The organism is Brevundimonas sp., assembly GCF_031082345.1.
GTDB lineage: Bacteria > Pseudomonadota > Alphaproteobacteria > Caulobacterales > Caulobacteraceae > Brevundimonas.
Window position 1 is genome coordinate 1 of record NZ_JAVHLH010000014.1, and the last position, 20,862, is coordinate 20,862.

Here is a 20,862-nt window from a genome sequence, read left to right on the forward strand (position 1 = left end):
TTCCGAACGCCTTGGAGAAGTTGAAGCCGGTGCGGATGTCCTCGCGCTCGGCCCGGGCGAAATTCAGCGGGCGGGCGTCGATCGAGACCAGGTTGCCGTCGGGATCGCGGGTGAAGCGGTCGGGCAGGGCGGACTCCAGCTCGGAGGTGATGGTCGGGAAGCTGTTGATCGAGTCGTCGACGGTGGTGCGAGTCCAGGTCGAGCTCAGCCTGAGGTCTTCTTCCTCGAACGGCTGCAGGGTGACGCCCGCCTTCCAGATGCGCCGGTTCTCCGCGTCGAGGACCGGGTTGCCGCCGCTGAATTGGGTGATGAACACGGTCTCGCCGGTGAGGAAGTCGAACACCGGCACATTGGGGGTCGCGATCAGCGGATTGTTAAGCTGGCTGATGCTCGGGGCGCCCTCCTCGTCGGTGTAGCTGGCGAGGAGGGACAGCTTCTCGATCGGGGACCAGTTGATCGTGGCGCCGAGGATCGACAGGCCGCCGAAGTCCGACAGGTCCTCGAAACCGGCGTTGACGCTGACGGACAGGTCGCCGAGCGCGGGCAGGACCTCCGTGCGGCGGCTGGCGATGGGGAAGCTGAAGCTGCTCAGGCCGCTGATGCGATCGCGCGACTGCTTGCGATCGGTGGTCACGCCGCCGCGGGTGCTTGCGGACTCCAGGGACAGGGTGTCGGCCCCGACCTTGAACGTCGACGAAACATCGCCGGCGGGGAGCTCCCAGAGGTCGCCGGTCAGCACGAACTCGGTATCGAGCCGCTGCGACACCGAGCGGGCGGTGTCGTTGGCGACGCGAACAAAGTCCGAGGGGGCGAGCGGGGCGAACGGATTGGCGGCGGCGTCGCCGGCGTCGAGGCGGGCCTGTAACGCGTCGTCGCCGTAGCCGCGACCGGTGACCGTGTCGGTCTCCGCGCGGGTGTAGGTGCCGTTCAGGGTCCAGCGCCAGTCCTCGCCGAGGAAGCCGTCGAGCAGCACCCCGACCTCTCCATTCAGCGAGTCCGTGCGGCGGGCGAGGGCGGCGGCGTCATCCAGATAGCGGTAGACCAGCACGTCGTCGGCGAAGGGCGAGAAGGGATTGCCGTCGGGCAGGGTCAGGGTCACGCCGGGCAGGCCGTTGAAACTGCGGCTGCTCTCGTCCTTGAGACTGGCGCTGAGGGTCGCCTGGGTGGTGCCGTTGAGGTCGTTCTTGATCGTGCCCCCGACGGAGGCGCTCTCGGTGGCCGACATCAGGGTGCGGTAGGCTCCCAGATCGCCGATCCGGGGATCGCCATAGGCCGCCGCGAAGTCGTTCAGGGTGAAGCCGCCCGTCGGGACCGGCGCCACGGTCGCGATCTCGCCGACCTGTCCTGACAGCGCCGGATCGATCTCGTCGCCGAAGGGAAGGCCGGAGACGTTGCCGATCAGGTCGAAGGGCGCGGAGCCCGGGTCGCGGATCAGGTCGCGCTCGCTCTCGAACAACGGCGTAGCGCGCTCGTACTCCAGCTCCATCGACCAGCGCTGGGCGCCGGAAATGCCCAGGAGATTGGCGTCGAACTCGGTGACGGTGCGGCCCCCGGCGGTCGGAACGCGGCCTTCGACCTCGGTCGTCACCGAGCGGAAATTGTCCTTGAGCACGAAATTCACCACGCGCTGGTCGGCGCGGTAGCCGTATTCCAGCGCGACCTCCTCGGGCAGGATGTCGACCCGTTCGATGGCTTCGGGCGGAATGCCCTGGATTTCCCGGAAGCCCGAGATGCGCCGGCCGTTGACCAGCATCACCGGCGGGCCGCCCGAACCGCGCGAGCTGCGCGTGACCGGCTCGAGATAGGTCAGCAGCTCGGAGATGCTGGAGGCGCCGTAGGCCTGGATTTCATCGGCGTTGAGGGTCAGATCGGGCGGTATGTCGCTGTCGACGCTGCCGCGCGCCCGCGCGCTGGAGACGTTGACCGTGCCCAGGTCGACCGCGCCTTCGGTGTCCGCTTCCGTGGTCGGGGCGGGCGTCGCCTCCGGCTCAGGAGTCTCCGCCTGGGGCGTCGGCTCCTGGGGCTGCTGCTGCGGCGGCTGTTGCGGCTGAGGCGGAACGGCCGGCGTCGGCGCGGTCTGGATCGCACCGGCCATCAGGCCGGAGAGGGCGGTGGTCACGAGCAGCATGCGGCGTTCCGGAACGGGAGGGACATCGGCGTTGAACGTGCCGCACCGGCATTTCCGTCGTGTGTCACCGACGAAACCGGAAGTTGCGGCCCTGTTCGTGTCGCACGCCTTCGCCGGCGGGCTTCAATGAACTTTCGTTCAGGTTGGCGGCTTTCCGGAGGCGTGACCCGGAGACCTCAGCCCGTTTCCTTGAGCACGCCCTCGAGACCCTGCTCGCGGACCTTGCGGTAGAGCGTCGAGCGGCCGATGCCGAGGCGGCGGGCGATCTCGGACATGTGACCGGCATAGACCTCGATGGCGTGCTGGATCAGGTCGCGTTCGATCTCCTCAAGCGTGCGCAGGTGGCCGCGTTCGTCGAGGATGCGGATCGGGGTGTCCGGCAGGGGCGGCAGATCGAGGGCCCCGTCTGCGCCTGACGTCCCCTCGGCCGCGCCGCGGCCGTCCGGGCTGTCTTCCATGGGCAGGAACGGGGCGGCGACGCCGGAGATGGCCGGGAAGTCGTGCGGCTGCAGGAAGGGCGAGTCCGACAGCACGATGGCGCGATAGACGGCGTTCTCCAGCTGGCGGACGTTGCCGGGCCAGTCGAAAGCCGACAGCAGGGCCAGGGTCTCGGCCGCGCAGCCGGCGACGCGCTTGCCCTCCTCGACGTTGAAGCGGGCGACGAAATGCTCGACCAGGGCCGGGATGTCCTCGCGCCGGTCGCGCAGGGCCGGGGCCTCGATCGGGAAGACGTTGAGGCGATAGAACAGGTCCTCGCGGAACCGGCCCTCGCGCACCTGCTCCGCCAGGTCGCGGTTGGTGGCCGAGACGATGCGGACGTCGACCTTGACCGACCGCTTGGAGCCGACCGGGTCGATCTCGCCCTCCTGCAGGGCGCGCAGCAGCTTGACCTGCATGTCCAGCGGCAGTTCGCCGATCTCGTCGAGGAACAGGGTGCCGCCGTTGGCTTCCGCGAACTTGCCCAGATGCTTGTCGCTGGCGCCGGTGAAGCTGCCCTTCTCGTGGCCGAACAGGATCGACTCGACCAGATTGGCGGGCAGGGCCCCGCAGTTGACGGCCACGAACGGCTTGCCGCCGCGGTCCGAGGCGCCGTGCAGGGCGCGGGCGATGACTTCCTTGCCGACGCCGCTCTCGCCGGTGATCAATACCGGGATGGAGGATTTGGCGGCGCGCAGGCCCAGCGAGCGGACCATCCGCATCGGCGCGCTCTGTCCGACCAGATCGTCGAACGAGGTGCGGCCGGCGACGTGCTTCTTCAGCCGCCCGACCTCGGCCGTCAGCTGGGTCAGCTGCAGGGCGTTGCGGACCCCGACCAGCAGCCGCTCGGCCGAGACCGGCTTGACGAAGAAGTCCTGGGCCCCGGCCTGCATGGCCTTGACCACGGCGTCGACCCCGCCCGAGGCGGTCAGCACGATCACCGGCGTGCTCACGCCGGCGGTGCGCATCTCGGCCAGGGCCTCCATGCCGCTCATGCCCGGCATAATCATGTCGAGCAGCACCACGTCGGCGCCGCCGCCCTTCGTCAGGCGGTCGATGGCCTCGCCGCCGGACTCAGCGTGGACCACGGCATAGCCCTCGCGCTCCAGCACCGCCTGCGCAAGGCGGCGCTGGGTGGGGTCGTCGTCGACCACGAGTACGGTCCGGCTCATCAGGTCTCGCCCTTCATCATCACGTCGGGGCCGGTCCTCGTTGTCGCGGGACTGGCTCATTCCGGGACGTTTCTACCCCGCACAAGGTGAAGATCGGGTTGTGCGGGGTGGTGAGCGCAGGGTTAACGGGGCCGCGCGGGCCTGCCACAAGTCTCCACAATTAAGCGGAGGCGTGTAGCATCGGTCGCATGACCGAAGCGCCCTTTGACCCTGCGTATGCCCTCTTCCACGCAGTCGCTTACCAGCGCCAGATGGCCGCGCTGAAGGCGGGAACCCGGTTCGCGTATTACACGACTGCGGAAACGGCCGTTCAGGTTCTCAAGAACCGGGAAATCTGGCTGCGAATGCCGACCTGCATGAATGACGCGTCAGAAGTGCAGCACGGTCGCGATGCGATAATCGATGTCTGGGGGGGCGACGAAGGAACTCGGCTGGCCGAGGTATTCGACCGGGTCTATCCCGGTATCTCGGATGAACTCACGAAGAAGTTGGACGCCGAATCCGCCACCGAGCTCTTGGCGCAGACGTTCATCGCCTGCCTCTCCGAACACGCCGTCACACCCGAAGAGGATCGTTACGGCCGCCTTTCGATGTGGCGCGCTTATGGCGGGCCGTCTGGTATCGCTCTCATCTTGAAAGGCGATCCGCTATTTGCGGATGCGGATGGGCTTAGCGTCTACTCGAGTCCGGTAGAATACCTAGATGCATCGGCGTTCAAACAGCAAATCAGAGAGTTTGTTGATCGGATGAACGCCAATCAGGATTTCCTCAGATCGCTAGGAAGAGACAACTGCCTTTGGTGGCTCTATCAAACCATCACGATGGCGATGCTTTGCGTCAAACACCCTGCGTTCGTTGAGGAGCGAGAGTGGCGCATATTTCACTCTGAACGAGAGCCGAGCACGATCCTTCGTAGGGAAATCGAATGCATCCGCGGTGTGGCGCAGCCTGTCATCAAGTTGCCATTGGACGACAATCCGGATGGCTCGAAATCGGGGCGAGCGATCAGCGACATTTTGGACCGGGTGATCGTGGGGCCCACGGACTTTCCCCTCGCAACTGCAAGCGCCTTCGTTGATCTCCTCGAGAAGCTCGGCGTGCCAGACGCTGGCAACAAGGTGATTATTTCCGGGGTCCCGCTGCGTTCAAACAGCTAGCTTAGTCGGGCGGGACCGAACTCGCTCTGCCGTGAACGACCGCTTGAGTTCCCGCCGGTTCCGTGTATAGAGCGCGCCTTCTCCGTCGCAGCTTTTCGCCGCGGCGGTCCTGTCCGAGAACTTCGGGGCGTGGGGGTCACCCAGGCCGTAAATGTCAGAGAGCCCTCTGACGCCGTGGGGAGATGGGGATGCAGACGACCGCCGTCACCCGGTTTCCGGGGGCACGGGGTTCGAGCTTCCTTCGGACATTACGACCGGCCTGAACGGATCGCGGCGACGCGGCGCGCTTTGGCCAATCCGTCGTCGGGAATAAGCCCGGCGGCGAATACCAGACTGGAGACCGCAATGGACCGCGCACAAAAAGCCGAGTCGATCGAGACGCTCAAGGGCGTCTTCGCCGACGCGGGCGCCGTGGTCGTGACCCACAACCTGGGTCTGACCGTTGCGGACATGGAAGACCTGCGTGGTCGTCTTCGTAAAGAAGGCGGCACGTTCAAGGTGGTCAAGAACCGCCTGGCGCTCAAGGCGCTCGAAGCCGACGAAGGCAGCGACTACCACGGCCTGTTCAAGGGTCCCGTGGGCATCGCCTACGCCGACGACGCGGTGACGGCCGCCAAGATCACCGCCGAATACGCCAAGGCCAATGACAAGTTCATCGTCCTGGGCGGCTTCATGGGTGAAAAGGTTCTGGACGCGAAGGGCGTGGAGACTCTCTCCAAACTGCCGTCGCTGGATCAGATCCGCGCCTCGCTGCTCGGCCTGCTCAACGCTCCCGCGACCAAGATCGCCGGCGTCGTGCAAGCCCCGGCGTCCCAGCTGGCCCGCGTGTTCAGCGCGTACGCCTCGAAGGACGCCGCGTAAGCGGACCCGCCTCTTTCATCTCTGCAAACTCTCTACTGAAACCCAATCCTCCGAAGGAACCTACCCATGGCCGATCTCGCCAAAATCGTTGAAGACCTGTCGAAACTGACCGTTCTGGAAGCCGCCGAGCTGTCCAAGCTGCTGGAAGAGAAGTGGGGCGTCAGCGCCGCTGCTCCGGTCGCCATGGCCATGCCGGCCGGCGGTGGCGCCGGTGGCGCTCCGGCCGAAGCCGCTGAAGAGCAGACCGAGTTCACCGTCGTCCTGCTGGACGGCGGCGACAAGAAGATCAACGTCATCAAGGAAGTCCGCGGCGTCCGTTCGGACCTCGGCCTGAAGGAAGCCAAGGACCTGGTCGAAGGCGCTCCGCAGAACGTCGTCGAGAACGTCTCCAAGCAGAACGCCGACGAAGTCGCCAAGAAGCTGACGGAAGCCGGCGCCAAGGTGCAGATCAAGTAAGAACGACCAAGGCATCGGGCGCTCCGGCGCCCGGGAAATCGCAGGCCCGAAGGGAAACCTTCGGGCCTGTTTTCGTTTCGACGACAGCCGGGGCTTGCCGCATCCGCGCCGCGTTCCCCGCTTCCGAAAGGCCTCCCCATGAAGATCCTGATGGTTCTGACGTCTCACGACGCGCTCGGCGACACCGGCAAGAAGACCGGCTTCTGGCTGGAGGAGTTCGCCGCCCCCTACTATGTGCTGAAGGATGCGGGGGCCGAAATCACCCTGGCCTCGCCCAAGGGGGGGCAGCCGCCGCTGGACCCGAAGAGCGACGAGCCTGACGCCCAGACCGACGCCACGCTGCGCTTCAAGGACGACGCCGCCGCCCAGGCGACGTTGGCGTCGACCCATCCGCTGTCAGAAGTGTCGGCGGCCGATTTCGACGCCGTCTTCTATCCGGGCGGGCACGGCCCGCTGTGGGATTTGGCCGAAGACCCCGTCTCGATCGCCCTGATCGAGGCCTTCGCAAAGGCTGACAAACCGGTCGGCGCGGTGTGCCACGCCCCCGCGGCCCTGCGCCATGTGAAGGGCCCCGATGGCGAGTTCCTCGTGAAGGGCCGCAAGGTCACGGGCTTCACCAAGGGCGAGGAGGCCGGGGTCGGCCTGACCGACGTCGTGCCCTTCCTCGTCGAGGATATGCTGGCGGCCAATGGCGGGCTGTATTCGAAGGGGGCGGACTGGGGCGTGCATGTCCTGACGGACGGCAAACTGGTCACCGGCCAGAATCCGGCCTCGTCCGAAGGCGCGGCGGAGGCCCTGCTGGCCCTGCTGGAATAGGCGGGCGGGAAGGGGGCGCGCGCCCCCTTCCGTCCGTCAGCGCCGGCGCGGCGCGAAGATGTCGGCGAGGCGGTCTCGGGTTCCCTCGATGCGGACCAGGCGCGGGTAGCGCAGGCCGTCGTGGTAGTCGAAGGACAGGATGCGGAACTCGTCGCCCCGCTTGACCACGAGGACGATGGGATCCGAGCCTCCTTTGGCCGCCGTGACAGCCTCGCGCAGGACCTCGGCCGAGGCGACTCGATCGCCGACGGCGACCAGCTCCCAGCCCGCGCCCAGCCCCTGCTCGAAGGCCGGTCCGCCCCAGCGCACGCCGGTGATGCGATTGCCGGAGCCGAGGGTGAAGCCCAGCGAATACTGGAAGTCGCCGCCCCAGCCGCCCATCATCCGCTTCTCCAGCGGGGTCAGGTCGTCCACATAGGTCAGCCGCCACCCGGCGCGTTCGATCCCGTCCAGCGGCGCCTCGGCCTCGGGCCCGACGGCATCCAGCCGGGTGCGCAGGAAGGTCGCCCAGTCATGGGGGTGGACCGCGTTCAGGTGTTCGACCACGTCCTCGAAGGTGTAGGGCCGCGCCTCCCAGACGCCGTCCTCGACGCCGTAGAAGGCCCTGGCGAAATCGTCGAGCGACTTCCGCTCGCGCGTGCCCTCGCGGATCAGGGTGTCGGCGTCCAGCCACACCAGCAGGGCCTCGCGGTAATAGTCGCCGGTGCCGCGCATCCAGGACGGCCACGGATTGGAGAGCCGGTAGCCCAGCAGATTGTGGTTGGTGGTGTCCTGCAGCGCCCGCCACTGCCGCCCGGGCTGCTGGTCATAGAAGCCCGCCACCTCGGCCAAGTCGATCAGGGCCTCCTCGACCGTCCCGAGGCCCGAACGGGGCGTCAGGATGTCGCCCCAGTACTGGGTCTGCCCCTCATAGACCCACATCAGGGTGTTCTGGGTCGGGACATTGAAATTGGGGACGTGTTCATCCGACGGGCGACGGAATTTGCCGTTCCAGCTGTGCACATATTCGTGCGGCAGCAGGCCGCGCGAGCCGTAGGCGGGGGTGGCCGTGCTGAAGAAGTTGGGGGCGGCGGTGTTCTCCGACGACCGATGGTGCTCCAGGCCGATGCCGCCCAGCTTCGAGGTCAGGCCGAGCAGGAATTCATAGCGGTCGAAATGGCGGGCGCCGAACAGGCGGTCGGCCTGGTCGACCAGCGCCTCGTATTTGGCGACCCACTCGGGGCCCGCGTTGATCGAGGCGGCGGTGTCGCCGACCAGGTTCAGATGGACCGGCGACCGGCCGCCGGGATCGATGTCGATGCGGCGGTAGTGCTTGCCGGCGAACATCGGGCTGTCGGCCAGATGCTCCAGCGAGATCGGCGCGAAGGTCGCCACATTCCCCTCGCGCGACACCGTGTCCAGCGCCACGCCGTAGTTCCAGCCGTCCGGCAGCACCACCGAGGGCGCGAAGGTGATCCGACTGTGGTTGTAGCCGGCCGGATAGAGCAGGGCCTTCTCCCACTGCAGATTGACGATCTCGTCGGTCATGACCAGGCGCCAGGTCGAATTGTCCTGCTGCGTCAGCCATTCGAAATCGACCTCGATGCTGTCGACGCCGGCCGGGATGTCGAGGTGGAAGGCGTGCGGATCGACGGTGTCGCGGACCCACTCGATGCGCCGGCCGTTCGCGGTCACGGTCACGCCGGAGACCAGCTGGATCGGCCCGGTGTCGGCGTGGTTGCCAGGGATGAATTTCGGATACTGCAGCACCAGCGGGCCGGGGCCGACGGGCACGGTCTGGCGCACCCGGATCACCTTGTGGGCCAGATCGGTCAGGTCGACGCGGATGCCGATGGTCCCGGGATAGTCGCGGTCCTGCGGCGCCGGGATCGGCGGCGGCGAATACGGCAGGCTGGTCGGCGCGGGCAGGGGCGTCTGGGCCTGCGACACGGGGACCTGGGCCAGGGCGGACGCCGATACCGAGGCGAGGAGCAGGGCGAGGGCGGCGGATTTCAGCATGGTCGTTCCTCGCGATCAGCGGCGGCGCGGGGCGAAGATGTCGCCCAGACGGTCGGGCGTCCCTTCGATCCGCTCGAGGTGCGGATAGCGCAGGCCGTCGTGGTAGTCGAAGCGGACGGTGCGGAAGCGCTCGCCGTTCTTCAACATCATCTCGATCGGCGTCGTATTGCCCTTCGAGGCGGTTACGGCTTCGGAGATGACGGTCGGGCTGGCGGCGCGGCCATTGACCGCCACCACCTCCCAGCCCGAGGTGAGGCCGGCCTCAAACGCCGGCGAACCCCAACGCACCGTGGTGATGCGGTTGGCGGCGTTGGTCATGATCCCCAGCGAATACTGGAAATCGTTGCGGCCCAGCTCGCCGTAGAGCGCCTTGTGATAGGCGTTCATGGCTTCGCGCCAGACCAGCCGGTAGCCGCCGCGCTCGATGCCGCCCAGCGGCGGGGCGGCGTCCGGACCGACAGCGTCCAGCCGGGTGCGCAGGAATTCGGCCCAGTCGTTCTCCGCCACCCCGTCCAGCGTCGAGGTGATGTCCTGGAAGGTGTAGGGCCGCGGATCCCAGTCGCCGTCGTCGACCCCGAAGAAGGCCCTGGCGAAGTCGTCCAGCGACTTGCGTCCGCCGGTGCGCTCGCGAATCCAGGTGTCGGCGTCCAGCCAGATCAGCGCGCCTTCGGAATAGTAGTCCTCGCTGCGCTGATAGGTGCTCCACGGCTGGGGGCGGCGCCGGGCGATGATCGGATCGTTGGTGGTGTCCTGCATGGCGCGCCACTCGCGGCCCGGCATGGTCCCGTAGTTGGCGGCGGTCATGGCGAACCAGTCCAGCGCCTGCTGCTTGCTGGACAGACCCGCCCGCGCCGTCAGCACCTGGCCCCAGTACTGGGTCTGGCCCTCATAGACCCACAGCAGGGAGTTCTGCAGCGGCTCGTTCAGGGTCGGGGTCAGCTGGTCGGCGGGCCGGCGCCATTTGCCGTTCCACGAGTGGACGTATTCGTGGCCCAGCAGGTCGCGGTCGGCCAGGGTCGTCGTCGGCGCGGTGAAATAGTCGGTGTCGACGCTGTTCTCGGACGAGCGGTGATGCTCCAGCCCGATGCCGCCCAGCTTGTCACTGACGGCGAGCAGGAAGTCGTAGTGGTTGAAGTGGCGCGCGCCGAACAGCCGGTCGGCCTGGTCGACCAGATCGCGATGCAGCTCGATGTGGGGGTCGGTGGCGGCCAGCATCGACGCCTCGTCGGCGACCACGTTCAGGCGCACCGGCGAACGACCGCCCGGATCGAGATCGATCTGACGATAGTGGCGGCCGGCGAACACCGGGCTGTCGGCGAAATGCTCGAGACTGATCGGCGCGAAGGTCGCGAGGCCGTTCTGGAAATTCTCCGTCTCCAGCGCGGTGCCGTATTGCCAGCCCGCGGGCAGGCGCAGGGTGGGGCGGAAGGTGATCTGGCTGGAATAATAGCCCGCCGGATAGAGCAGGGCCTTCTCCCACTGGATGTTGAGCATGTCGTGGGTGATGACCACCCGTCCCTGGGAGCCGTCGATCGGGGTCAGCCATTTGAACGAGGCCTCGATGGAGGTCGCGCCGGCCGGGACCTCGACCTGGAAGCCGTTGGTGTGGACCGTGTGGCGCACCCAGCGCAGCGGCTGGCCGTTGGCGGTGATCCTCAGGTCGGCGATGTCGTCGACCGGGCCGACCGGGCCGTGGTTGCCCGGAATCCATTCGGGATACAGCAGGATCAGCGGCCCGGGGGCGCCGACCGGAATGGTCTGCCTGACCGAGACGATGCGGCGGTCGAGGTCGGTGGCGTCCATCTCCAGCGAGATCACGCCGGGATAGGGCGCGTCACGCGGGGCGGGGATCGGGACCAGGGCCCTGTCCAGCGCCGGCGTCCCGACCTGGGCAAGGGCAGGGGCCGAACCCAACAGCAACGCGGCGGCGCAGGCGGAGGCGATCAGTCGGGCGGGACGCATCATCGGAAGGCTCTCGGTCAATGAGGTTCGACGGCACGCTAGAGCGCCGCGCCGGCTCGCCGGATTAAATCCCTGTCATCTTCGGGGTTCCGCGGTCAGGCGGCGGGCTTCACTTCCAGCAGCTCGACCGTGAACAGCAGGGTCGAATTGGGCGGCAGTTCGTCGCCGCCGACCCAGCGTTCGCCGTAGCCCAGCGCGGCCGGGATGACGAATTCGAACGTTTCGCCCTCGCGCATCAGGCCGACGCCCTCGGTCCAGCCCTTGATCACGCGGTTGAGCGGGAACTCCGCCGGCTCGTTGCGGGCATAGCTGCTGTCGAACTCGCGCCCGTCGACGAAGGTCCCGCGGTAGTGGACCTTGACCGTATCGGTCGAGGCCGGCTGGCGGCCGGCCGGGCTGGCGGCGCCGACGCGGCGATACTGCAGGCCCGAGGCGGTGGTCGTCCACCCGCTCCGCGCGGCGTTCCAGCCCAGATAGGCGGCGTTGCCAGCGTCCCAGTTGGCCTGGGTCGAGGCGCCCGAGAAGTCGTAGGGATTCGGCCCGGCGGAGGCACAGGCGGCGAGGGTCAGGGCGGCGGCGGCCGCGAGCGCGATGCGAGTCATGCGGCGACGCTATTTTCACTGCCGATGCAAAGCAATGGCCGGACGAAGCGGCGCAAAAAGCGTCCCGCGCCGCCGACCTCCGAAAAAGGACGCCGACGGTCTTTATTTCGCCGCCAAAGCGAGTATATCACCCGGTTCCGCTAACTCCGTGAGAGATACGCGCGAAAGCGCCGAGGCCCGGTTTGTCGCCCTCCGACCGGTGCGAAGGCGCGCTCCTCCCCAAGGGAGCCCTACATTTCAGGCGTCCTGGGACCGCGAGGCCCGAGGGTGGACGCCGAAACCGATGGTCACGGGTCGCCGGAATGGCGGAGCCGTGGCTGCTGCATTGAGCGCGGGCTGCCCGGCCTGCCGCATTGGGAAGACAGAATGGCCAAGTCGAAAGCCGAACTCACCGTCACCAACGGTCAGTTCGCCACCGCCACCTCGTTCACCGGCAAGAAGCGCATCCGTCACTCCTTCGGGCGCATCCCCGAAGCGGTCCAGATGCCGAACCTGATCGAGGTTCAGCGCGCCTCCTATGAGCAGTTCCTGCAACGCGAGGTCCGCTCGGGCCCGCGCAAGGACCAGGGCATCGAGGCGGTGTTCAAGTCGGTCTTCCCGATCAAGGACTTCAACGAACGCGCCATCCTGGAATACGTCTCCTACGAGTTCGAGGACCCGAAGTACGACGTCGAGGAATGCATCCAGCGCGACATGACCTATGCCGCGCCGCTGAAGGTCAAGCTGCGCCTGATCGTCTTTGAATCCGACGAGGAAACGGGCGCGCGCTCGGTCAAGGACATCAAGGAGCAGGACGTCTACATGGGCGACATCCCGCTCATGACGGACAAGGGCACCTTCATCGTCAACGGGACCGAGCGGGTGATCGTGTCCCAGATGCACCGTTCGCCGGGCGTCTTCTTCGACCACGACAAGGGCAAGACGCACAGCTCGGGCAAGCTGCTGTTCGCCGCCCGCGTGATCCCGTACCGCGGCTCGTGGCTCGACTTCGAGTTCGACGCCAAGGACATCGTCTACGTCCGCATCGACCGTCGCCGCAAGCTGCCGGCCTCGACCTTCCTGATGGGTCTGGGCATGGACGGCGAGGAAATCCTCAAGACCTTCTACGAGACCGTGCCCTACGAGAAGCGCGGCGAAGGCTGGGTCACGCCCTACAAGGCCGAGCGCTGGCGCGGTGTGAAGCCGGAGTTCGACCTGGTCGACGCCGACACCGGCGAGGTGATCGCCGCCGCCGGAACCAAGATCAGCGCTCGTCAGGCCAAGAAGCTGGGCGACACCACGACCTCGCTGTCGCTGGCCGCCGACGCCCTGCTGGGCAAGTATCTGGCCGCTGACGCCGTCAACTACGAGACCGGCGAAATCTACGCCGAGGCCGGCGACGAGCTGGACCAGCCGATCATCGAACTGCTGGAAAGCCACGGCTTCACCACAATCGACGTGCTGGACATCGACCATGTCACGGTCGGCGCCTACATGCGCAACACCCTGCGCATCGACAAGAACACCGGCCGCGAGGACGCGCTGTTCGACGTCTACCGCGTCATGCGTCCGGGCGAGCCGCCGACCCCGGAAGCCGCCGAGGCCATGTTCAACTCGCTGTTCTTCGACAGCGAGCGTTACGACCTGTCGGCCGTCGGCCGGGTCAAGATGAACATGCGTCTGGAGAGCCCCGAGGTCTCCGACGAGATCCGCGTGCTGCGCAAGGACGACGTCCTGCGCGTGCTGCAGATCCTCGTCGGCCTGAAGGACGGCCAGGGCGAGATCGACGATATCGACAACCTCGGCAACCGCCGCGTCCGTTCGGTCGGCGAGCTGCTGGAGAACCAGTACCGCGTCGGCCTGCTGCGGATGGAGCGCGCCATCAAGGAGCGCATGTCCTCGGTCGATATCGACACGGTGATGCCGCACGACCTGATCAACGCCAAGCCGGCCGCCGCGGCCGTGCGCGAGTTCTTCGGTTCGTCGCAGCTGTCGCAGTTCATGGACCAGACCAACCCGCTCAGCGAGATCACCCACAAGCGCCGCCTGTCGGCGCTTGGACCGGGCGGTCTGACGCGCGAGCGCGCCGGCTTCGAAGTCCGCGACGTTCACCCGACCCACTACGGCCGCATCTGCCCGATCGAAACGCCGGAAGGCCCGAACATCGGCCTGATCAACTCGCTGGCCACACACGCGCGGGTCAACAAGTACGGCTTCATCGAGAGCCCGTACCGGCGCGTGAAGGACGGCAAGGCCACGGACGAGGTGGTCTACATCTCGGCCATGGAGGAGGCGAAATACACCATCGCCCAGGCCAACATCGAGCTGAAGGACGGCATGATCGTCGAGGACCTGGTCCCCGGCCGGATCAACGGCGACTCGCAACTGCTGATCCGCGCCGACGTCGACATGATGGACGTGTCGCCGAAACAGGTCGTTTCGGTCGCCGCCGCCCTGATCCCGTTCCTGGAAAACGACGACGCCAACCGCGCGCTGATGGGCGCCAACATGCAGCGTCAGGCCGTGCCGCTGGTGCAGTCGGACGCGCCGCTGGTCGGCACCGGCATGGAAGCGGTCGTGGCCGTGGACTCCGGCGCCGTCGTGGTGGCCAAGCGTGACGGCGTCGTCGAACAGATCGACGGCACCCGCATCGTCGTGCGCGCCACCAACGAGCAGGACGCCAGCCGCTCGGGCGTCGACATCTACCGCCTGTCGAAATTCCAGCGCTCGAACCAGTCGACCTGCATCAACCAGCGCCCGATCGTGCGCGTGGGCGATGAGGTGAAAGCCGGCGACATCATCGCCGACGGTCCGTCGACGGACCTGGGCGAACTGGCCCTGGGCCGCAACACCCTCGTCGCCTTCATGCCCTGGAACGGCTACAACTTCGAAGACTCGATCCTGATCTCCGAGCGCATCGTGCGCGACGACGTCTTCACCTCGATCCACATCGAGGAGTTTGAGGTCATGGCCCGCGACACCAAGCTGGGACCGGAAGAGATCACCCGCGACATCCCGAACGTCGGCGAGGAAGCCCTGCGCAACCTCGACGAGGCCGGCATCGTGGCGATCGGCGCCGAGGTCCAGCCGGGCGACATCCTGTGCGGCAAGGTCACGCCGAAGGGCGAAAGCCCGATGACGCCGGAAGAGAAGCTGCTGCGCGCCATCTTCGGCGAAAAGGCTTCCGACGTCCGCGACACCAGCCTGCGCCTGCCCCCGGGCGTCGCCGGCACCATCGTCGACGTGCGGGTCTTCAACCGTCACGGCGTCGACAAGGACGAGCGCGCGGTCGCCATCGAGCGGGCCGAGATCGAACGCCTCGGCAAGGACCGCGACGACGAGCTCAAGATTCTCGAGCGCAACGTCTACGGCCGCCTCCACCCGCTGCTGGTCGGCAAGAACGCCACCTCGGGTCCGAAGGGCCTGGGCCGCGGCGCCGTCACCGAAGAGAAGCTGGCCGAGCTGTCGCGCGGTCTGTGGTGGCAGATCGCCCTCGACGACGAGAAGGCGATGGGCGAGCTCGAGGCCATGAAGAAGCAGTTCGAGGACGCCCGCAAGGCGCTCGACCGCCGCTTCGAGGACAAGGTCGAGAAGCTGCAACGCGGCGACGAACTGCCCCCGGGCGTGATGAAGATGGTCAAGGTCTTCGTGGCCGTGAAGCGCAAGCTTCAGCCCGGCGACAAGATGGCCGGCCGTCACGGCAACAAGGGCGTCATCTCCAAGATCCTGCCGATCGAGGACATGCCGCACCTCGAGGACGGCACCGCGGTGGACATCGTGCTGAACCCGCTGGGCGTGCCCTCGCGCATGAACATCGGCCAGATCTTCGAAACCCACCTCGGCTGGGCCGCGGCTGGTCTCGGCAAGCAGATCCAGGGCCTGCTGGAGGCCTGGCAACAGGGCGGCCAGAAGAAGGCGCTGATCGACCACCTGCAGTCCATCTACGGCAAGGACACGCCCCTGCCGGAGTCGGAAGAGGAACTGGTCGAGCTGGCCCGCAACCTGTCGAAGGGCGTGCCCTTCGCCACGCCGGTCTTCGATGGCGCGCACATCAACGACATCGAGGACCTGCTGGAGAAGGCGGGCCTGGACCGCACCGGCCAGTCGATCGTCTATGACGGCCAGACCGGCGAGCAGTTCACCCGCCCGGTCACGGTCGGCTACATCTACATGCTGAAGCTGCACCACCTGGTGGACGACAAGATCCACGCCCGCTCGATCGGCCCGTACTCGCTGGTCACCCAGCAGCCGCTGGGCGGCAAGGCGCAGTTCGGCGGACAGCGCTTCGGCGAGATGGAGGTGTGGGCGCTGGAAGCCTACGGCGCCGCCTACACCCTGCAGGAGATGCTGACGGTGAAGTCCGACGACGTGGCCGGCCGGACCAAGGTCTACGAGGCCATCGTCCGCGGCGACGACAGCTTCGAGGCGGGCATTCCCGAGAGCTTCAACGTGCTCGTCAAGGAAATGCGCTCGCTGGGCCTGAACGTGGAGCTGGAGAACAGCTGACCGACCGGATGATCCCTCCTCGCGCAAGCGGGGAGGGACGGTCTCTCGCTTTTCTCCCTCAATGAATTTTGGCGGGCAAGCCCGCAGAAGGAATCAAGATGAACCAGGAAGTCCTGAACATCTTCAACCCGGTCCCGGTCACTCCGACCTTCGACCAGATCAAGATCGCCCTGGCCTCGCCGGAGAAGATCCGCTCGTGGTCGTTCGGTGAGATCAAGAAGCCGGAAACCATCAACTACCGGACGTTCAAGCCCGAGCGTGACGGCCTGTTCTGCGCCCGCATCTTTGGCCCGACCAAGGATTACGAATGCCTGTGCGGCAAGTACAAGCGCATGAAATACAAGGGCATCATCTGCGAGAAGTGCGGCGTTGAGGTCACCCTGGCCCGCGTCCGGCGCGAGCGGATGGGCCACATCGAGCTGGCCGCTCCGGTCGCCCACATCTGGTTCCTGAAGTCGCTGCCGTCGCGCATCTCGCTGATGCTGGACATGGCGCTGAAGGACGTCGAGCGCGTCCTGTATTTCGAGAACTACATCGTCACCGAGCCGGGCCTGACCCCGCTGAAGCAGAACCAGCTGCTGACGGAAGACGAATTCTACCGCTACCAGGACGAGTTCGGCGATGACGGCTTCACCGCCGAGATCGGCGCCGAGGCCGTGCGCAACCTGCTGATCGGCATCGACCTGCACGCGGAAGCCGAGAAGCACCGCGCCGAACTGGCCGACAGCCCCTCGGAAATGAAGGCCAAGAAGGCCTCCAAGCGCCTGAAGCTGATCGAGGCCTTCCTCGAGAGCGGCAACAAGCCCGAGTGGATGATCCTGACCGTCGTGCCGGTCATCCCGCCGGAACTGCGCCCGCTGGTGCCGCTGGACGGCGGCCGTTTCGCCACCTCGGACCTGAACGACCTGTATCGCCGGGTCATCAACCGCAACAACCGCCTGAAGCGCCTGATCGAGCTGCGCGCGCCGGACATCATCATCCGCAACGAGAAGCGGATGCTGCAGGAATCCGTCGACGCTCTGTTCGACAACGGCCGTCGCGGCCGCGTCATCACCGGCGCCAACAAACGCCCGCTGAAGTCGCTCGCCGACATGCTGAAGGGCAAGCAGGGCCGCTTCCGCCAGAACCTTCTGGGCAAGCGCGTCGACTATTCGGGCCGTTCGGTCATCACCGTGGGTCCCGAGCTGAAGCTGCACGAGTGCGGCCTGCCCAAGAAGATGGCGCTCGAGCTGTTCAAGCCGTTCATCTATGCGCGCCTTGACGCCAAGGGCCTGTCGGGCACCGTCAAACAGTCCAAGCGCATGGTCGAGCGCGAGCAGCCGCAGGTGTGGGATATCCTCGACGAGGTCATCCGCGAGCACCCGGTGCTGCTGAACCGCGCCCCGACCCTGCACCGTCTGGGCATCCAGGCGTTCGAGCCCAAGCTGATCGAGGGCAAGGCCATCCGCCTGCACCCGCTGGTCTGCACCGCCTTCAACGCCGACTTCGACGGCGACCAGATGGCCGTCCACGTCCCGCTGTCGCTTGAAGCGCAGCTGGAAGCGCGCGTCCTGATGATGTCGACCAACAACATCCTGTCGCCCGCCAACGGCAAGCCGATCATCGTGCCGTCGCAGGACATCGTGCTCGGCCTGTACTACCTGTCGCTGGTCAAGGAAGGCGAGAAGGGCGAGGGCAAGCTGTTCGCCAACATGGGCGAGATCGACGCCGCGCTCGACGCCGGGGTGGTCACGCTCCACACCAAGATCAAGGCGCGCTGGACCGAGATGAACGCCGCCGGCGAGGTCATCACCAAGGTGATCGACACCACCCCGGGCCGGATGAAGCTGGGCGCCCTGCTGCCGCACAACCCGAACATCGGCTACCGCCTGCTCGAGAAGAACCTGACCAAGAAGGAGATCGGCAACCTGATCGATCAGGTCTATCGCCACTGCGGTCAGAAGGCGACGGTCATCTTCGCCGACCAGATGATGCAGTTGGGCTTCCGCGAGGCGGCCAAGGCGGGCATTTCCTTCGGCAAGGACGACATCGTCATCCCGGCCGCCAAGGCCACCCTGGTCGCCGACACCCGCACCCAGGTCGAGGAGTACGAGCAACAGTACGCCGACGGCCTGATCACCAAGGGCGAGAAGTACAACAAGGTCGTCGACGCCTGGGCCAAGGCCACGGACAAGATCGCTGACGCGATGATGGGCGAGATCGCCCAGCCGCGCGTGCTGGCCAAGGGTCAGAACCCGGACATCAACTCGGTGTTCATGATGGCCAACTCCGGCGCCCGCGGTTCGCAGGCCCAGATGAAGCAGCTGGGCGGCATGCGGGGCCTGATGGCCAAGCCGTCGGGCGAGATCATCGAGACGCCGATCATCTCGAACTTCAAGGAAGGCCTGACCGTCCTCGAGTACTTCAACTCCACCCACGGCGCCCGTAAGGGTCTGGCCGACACCGCGCTGAAGACCGCCAACTCCGGCTATCTGACGCGCCGTCTGGTCGACGTGGCGCAGGACTCGATCGTCACCGAGGAAGATTGCGGCTCGACGCGGGGCATCACCCTGCGCGCCGTGGTCGAAGGCGGCGACGTTCTGGTCTCGCTCGGCCAGCGCGTCCTGGGTCGCTACGCGGCCGAGGACATCAAGGAGCCGGGCGGCGAAACCGTCCTGTTCAAGGCCGACACCTATCTGCAAGAGGAAGAAGTCGAGGTCATCGACAACGCCGGCGTCCAGTCGGTCAAGGTCCGCTCGGCCCTGACCTGCGAAGCCGAGGCCGGCATCTGCGCCTACTGCTACGGGCGTGACCTGGCCCGCGGCACCAACGTCAACATCGGCGAAGCGGTCGGCGTCATCGCCGCCCAGTCGATCGGCGAGCCGGGCACCCAGCTGACCATGCGCACCTTCCACATCGGCGGCACGGCGCAGGTGGCGGAGACCTCGTTCTACGAGGCGACCAACGCCGGCGTGGCGCGGATCAACGGCCCGACCGTCAAGGCCGCGCACGGCGATCTGGTGGCCATGAGCCGCAACGTCACCATCACCGTGGTGGTCGACGGCAAGGACCGTGAGACCCACAAAATGCCCTACGGCGCCCGCCTGCGGGTCACCGAGGGGGCCGAGGTCAAGCGCAGCCAGCGCCTGGCCGAGTGGGATCCCTACACCTCGCCGATCCTCACCGAAGTGGGCGGCACCATCCGCTTCGAGGACCTGGTCGAAGGCCTGTCCGTCAAGGAAGAGACCGACGAGGCCACGGGCATCGCCCAGCGCGTCGTCTCCGACTGGCGCGCCAGCCCGCGCGGCGCGGACCTGCGTCCGGCCATGGGCGTCACCAAGGGCGATGAATACGCCAAGCTGGCCTCGGGCTCCGACGCCCGCTACCTGCTGCCGGTGGGCGCGGTTCTGTCCGTGAACAACGGCGATGTGGTCAAGCCGGGCGAGATCATCGCCCGCGTGCCGACCGAGGGCGCCAAGACCCGCGACATCACCGGCGGTCTGCCGCGGGTGGCCGAGCTGTTCGAAGCCCGTCGTCCCAAGGACTGCGCGGTCATCGCCGAGATGGACGGCCGCGTCGAATTCGGGCGTGACTACAAGAACAAGCGCCGCATCAAGATCACGCCCGAGCCCAATGCCGACGGCGTGCAGGGCGATGCGGTCGAGTTCCTGATCCCGAAGGGCAAGCACATCTCCGTCCACGACGGCGATCTGATCCAGAAGGGCGACTACATCATCGACGGCAACCCGGATCCGCACGACCTGTTGCGCATCCAGGGCGTCGAGGCGCTGGCCGAATATCTGGTGAACGAAGTGCAGGAGGTCTACCGACTGCAAGGCGTGCCGATCAACGACAAGCACATCGAGGTGATCGTTCGCCAGATGCTGCAGAAGGTCGAGATTCTCGACTCGGGCGAGACCACCCTGATCCGTGGCGACACGGTCGAGGTGGCGGAAGCCGTGGCCGAGAACCTGAAGGTCGAGAAGCGCAAGGGACGTCCGGCCACCACCCAGCCGGTCCTGCTGGGCATCACCAAGGCGTCGCTGCAGACCCGCAGCTTCATCTCGGCGGCGTCCTTCCAGGAGACCACCCGCGTCCTCACCGACGCCTCGGTCAACGGCAAGAAGGACACGCTGGAAGGCCTGAAGGAGAACGTCATCGTCGGCCGGCTGATCCCGGCGGGCACCGGCGCCTACCTCCGCGCCCTGCAGAAGGTGGCCAACGAACGCGACGCCCTGCTGACATCGCAGCGTGAGGAAGCCATCGAGCCGCTCCCGGCCGACCTGGCCCTGGAGCTGGAGAACAGCGAAGGCTGATCGCCGGGTTCACTCTGAACTGAAGGGGCGGCTCCGGCGACGGGGCCGCCTTTTCTTTTGGCGCACTACCGTTCGCGCCGCGGGCGCTCGCTTCTTGAGCGCGGACTGGAAGATGGAGGGGCGGATCAGTCCTCCTCGATCTCCCGGTTCCGGTCGCGTCGGGTGCGGACATTGCTGGTGGAGTCGGGCCGCAGCGACGGGTCGAGATGGGCCCCGGCCACGCCCATGCCGAAGTTCGATCCGGGCCCTTCCTGCGGGCCGACCACGCCGATCCCGCCGCTGAGGGGACGGCGTCGCGCCTCATAGCCGGCCAGGGCCCGGGCGCCTTCCCGGGCGAAGCGGGCGTCGCGTTCGGGATTGCCGGTCCCCTGGATCGGCGCGGCGGCGGCGGCGCGGGCGCCGAGGCGATCATCGCAGACGGCGCGTTCGGCGGCGCTCAGCAGCCGGGGGTTG

The 20,862-nt window shown here is 66.9% G+C and carries 12 protein-coding genes; 6 read left to right on the plus strand and 6 right to left on the minus strand.

Features of this window, described 5'->3' with window-relative positions:
- Window positions 1-2,128 (minus strand): TonB-dependent receptor (locus tag RDU12_RS01860; protein ID WP_308684022.1); only part of this gene is annotated, 2,128 nt, incomplete at its 3' end.
- A 176-nt stretch (window positions 2,129-2,304) separates the two neighbouring features.
- Complete coding sequence (locus RDU12_RS01865; RefSeq protein ID WP_300289208.1) at window positions 2,305-3,777, minus strand: sigma-54 dependent transcriptional regulator; 1,473 nt, start codon at window positions 3,775-3,777, stop codon at window positions 2,305-2,307.
- Window positions 3,778-3,965: 188 nt separating this feature from the next.
- On the opposite strand from RDU12_RS01865, the gene RDU12_RS01870 reads away from it, so the two are divergent.
- From RDU12_RS01870 to RDU12_RS01885, 4 genes are all read left to right on the plus strand, one after another.
- On the plus strand, window positions 3,966-4,934 hold the full coding sequence (locus RDU12_RS01870; RefSeq protein WP_300289206.1) for a DUF2971 domain-containing protein: 969 nt from the start codon (window positions 3,966-3,968) through the stop codon (window positions 4,932-4,934).
- A 345-nt stretch (window positions 4,935-5,279) separates the two neighbouring features.
- Complete coding sequence (gene rplJ, locus RDU12_RS01875) at window positions 5,280-5,795, plus strand: 50S ribosomal protein L10 (RefSeq protein WP_300289205.1); 516 nt, start codon at window positions 5,280-5,282, stop codon at window positions 5,793-5,795.
- Window positions 5,796-5,861: 66 nt separating this feature from the next.
- On the plus strand, window positions 5,862-6,251 hold the full coding sequence (rplL, locus tag RDU12_RS01880) for a 50S ribosomal protein L7/L12 (RefSeq protein WP_300289204.1): 390 nt from the start codon (window positions 5,862-5,864) through the stop codon (window positions 6,249-6,251).
- 150 nt (window positions 6,252-6,401) lie between these two features.
- The gene (locus tag RDU12_RS01885; RefSeq protein ID WP_300289203.1) at window positions 6,402-7,067 is read left to right on the plus strand and encodes a type 1 glutamine amidotransferase domain-containing protein; all 666 of its coding nucleotides are present in this window, start codon (window positions 6,402-6,404) and stop codon (window positions 7,065-7,067) included.
- A gap of 36 nt (window positions 7,068-7,103) precedes the next feature.
- Here the strand turns inward: RDU12_RS01885 and RDU12_RS01890 are convergent, their stop codons facing one another.
- The 3 genes from RDU12_RS01890 to RDU12_RS01900 all read right to left on the minus strand — a co-directional run bounded on the left by RDU12_RS01890 (window position 7,104) and on the right by RDU12_RS01900 (window position 11,629).
- Window positions 7,104-9,065, minus strand: coding sequence for a M61 family metallopeptidase (locus RDU12_RS01890; RefSeq protein WP_300289202.1), 1,962 nt, complete (start codon window positions 9,063-9,065; stop codon window positions 7,104-7,106).
- Window positions 9,066-9,080: 15 nt separating this feature from the next.
- Window positions 9,081-11,027 carry a peptidase M61 gene (locus tag RDU12_RS01895; RefSeq protein ID WP_366145249.1) on the minus strand — a complete coding sequence of 649 codons (1,947 nt, stop codon included), beginning with the start codon at window positions 11,025-11,027 and terminating at the stop codon, window positions 9,081-9,083.
- Between the two features lie 95 nt (window positions 11,028-11,122).
- Window positions 11,123-11,629 carry an FKBP-type peptidyl-prolyl cis-trans isomerase gene (locus RDU12_RS01900; RefSeq protein ID WP_300289200.1) on the minus strand — a complete coding sequence of 169 codons (507 nt, stop codon included), beginning with the start codon at window positions 11,627-11,629 and terminating at the stop codon, window positions 11,123-11,125.
- Between the two features lie 366 nt (window positions 11,630-11,995).
- On the opposite strand from RDU12_RS01900, the gene rpoB reads away from it, so the two are divergent.
- Both rpoB and rpoC read left to right on the plus strand, forming a co-directional pair.
- Window positions 11,996-16,114 (plus strand): DNA-directed RNA polymerase subunit beta, encoded by a 4,119-nt coding sequence (gene rpoB, locus RDU12_RS01905; RefSeq protein WP_300289198.1) that lies wholly within the window; start codon window positions 11,996-11,998, stop codon window positions 16,112-16,114.
- A 98-nt stretch (window positions 16,115-16,212) separates the two neighbouring features.
- Complete coding sequence (gene rpoC, locus RDU12_RS01910) at window positions 16,213-20,409, plus strand: DNA-directed RNA polymerase subunit beta' (protein ID WP_300289197.1); 4,197 nt, start codon at window positions 16,213-16,215, stop codon at window positions 20,407-20,409.
- Between the two features lie 125 nt (window positions 20,410-20,534).
- Here the strand turns inward: rpoC and RDU12_RS01915 are convergent.
- Window positions 20,535-20,862: hypothetical protein (locus RDU12_RS01915; RefSeq protein ID WP_308684023.1), on the minus strand; the 328-nt coding region annotated here is incomplete at its 5' end.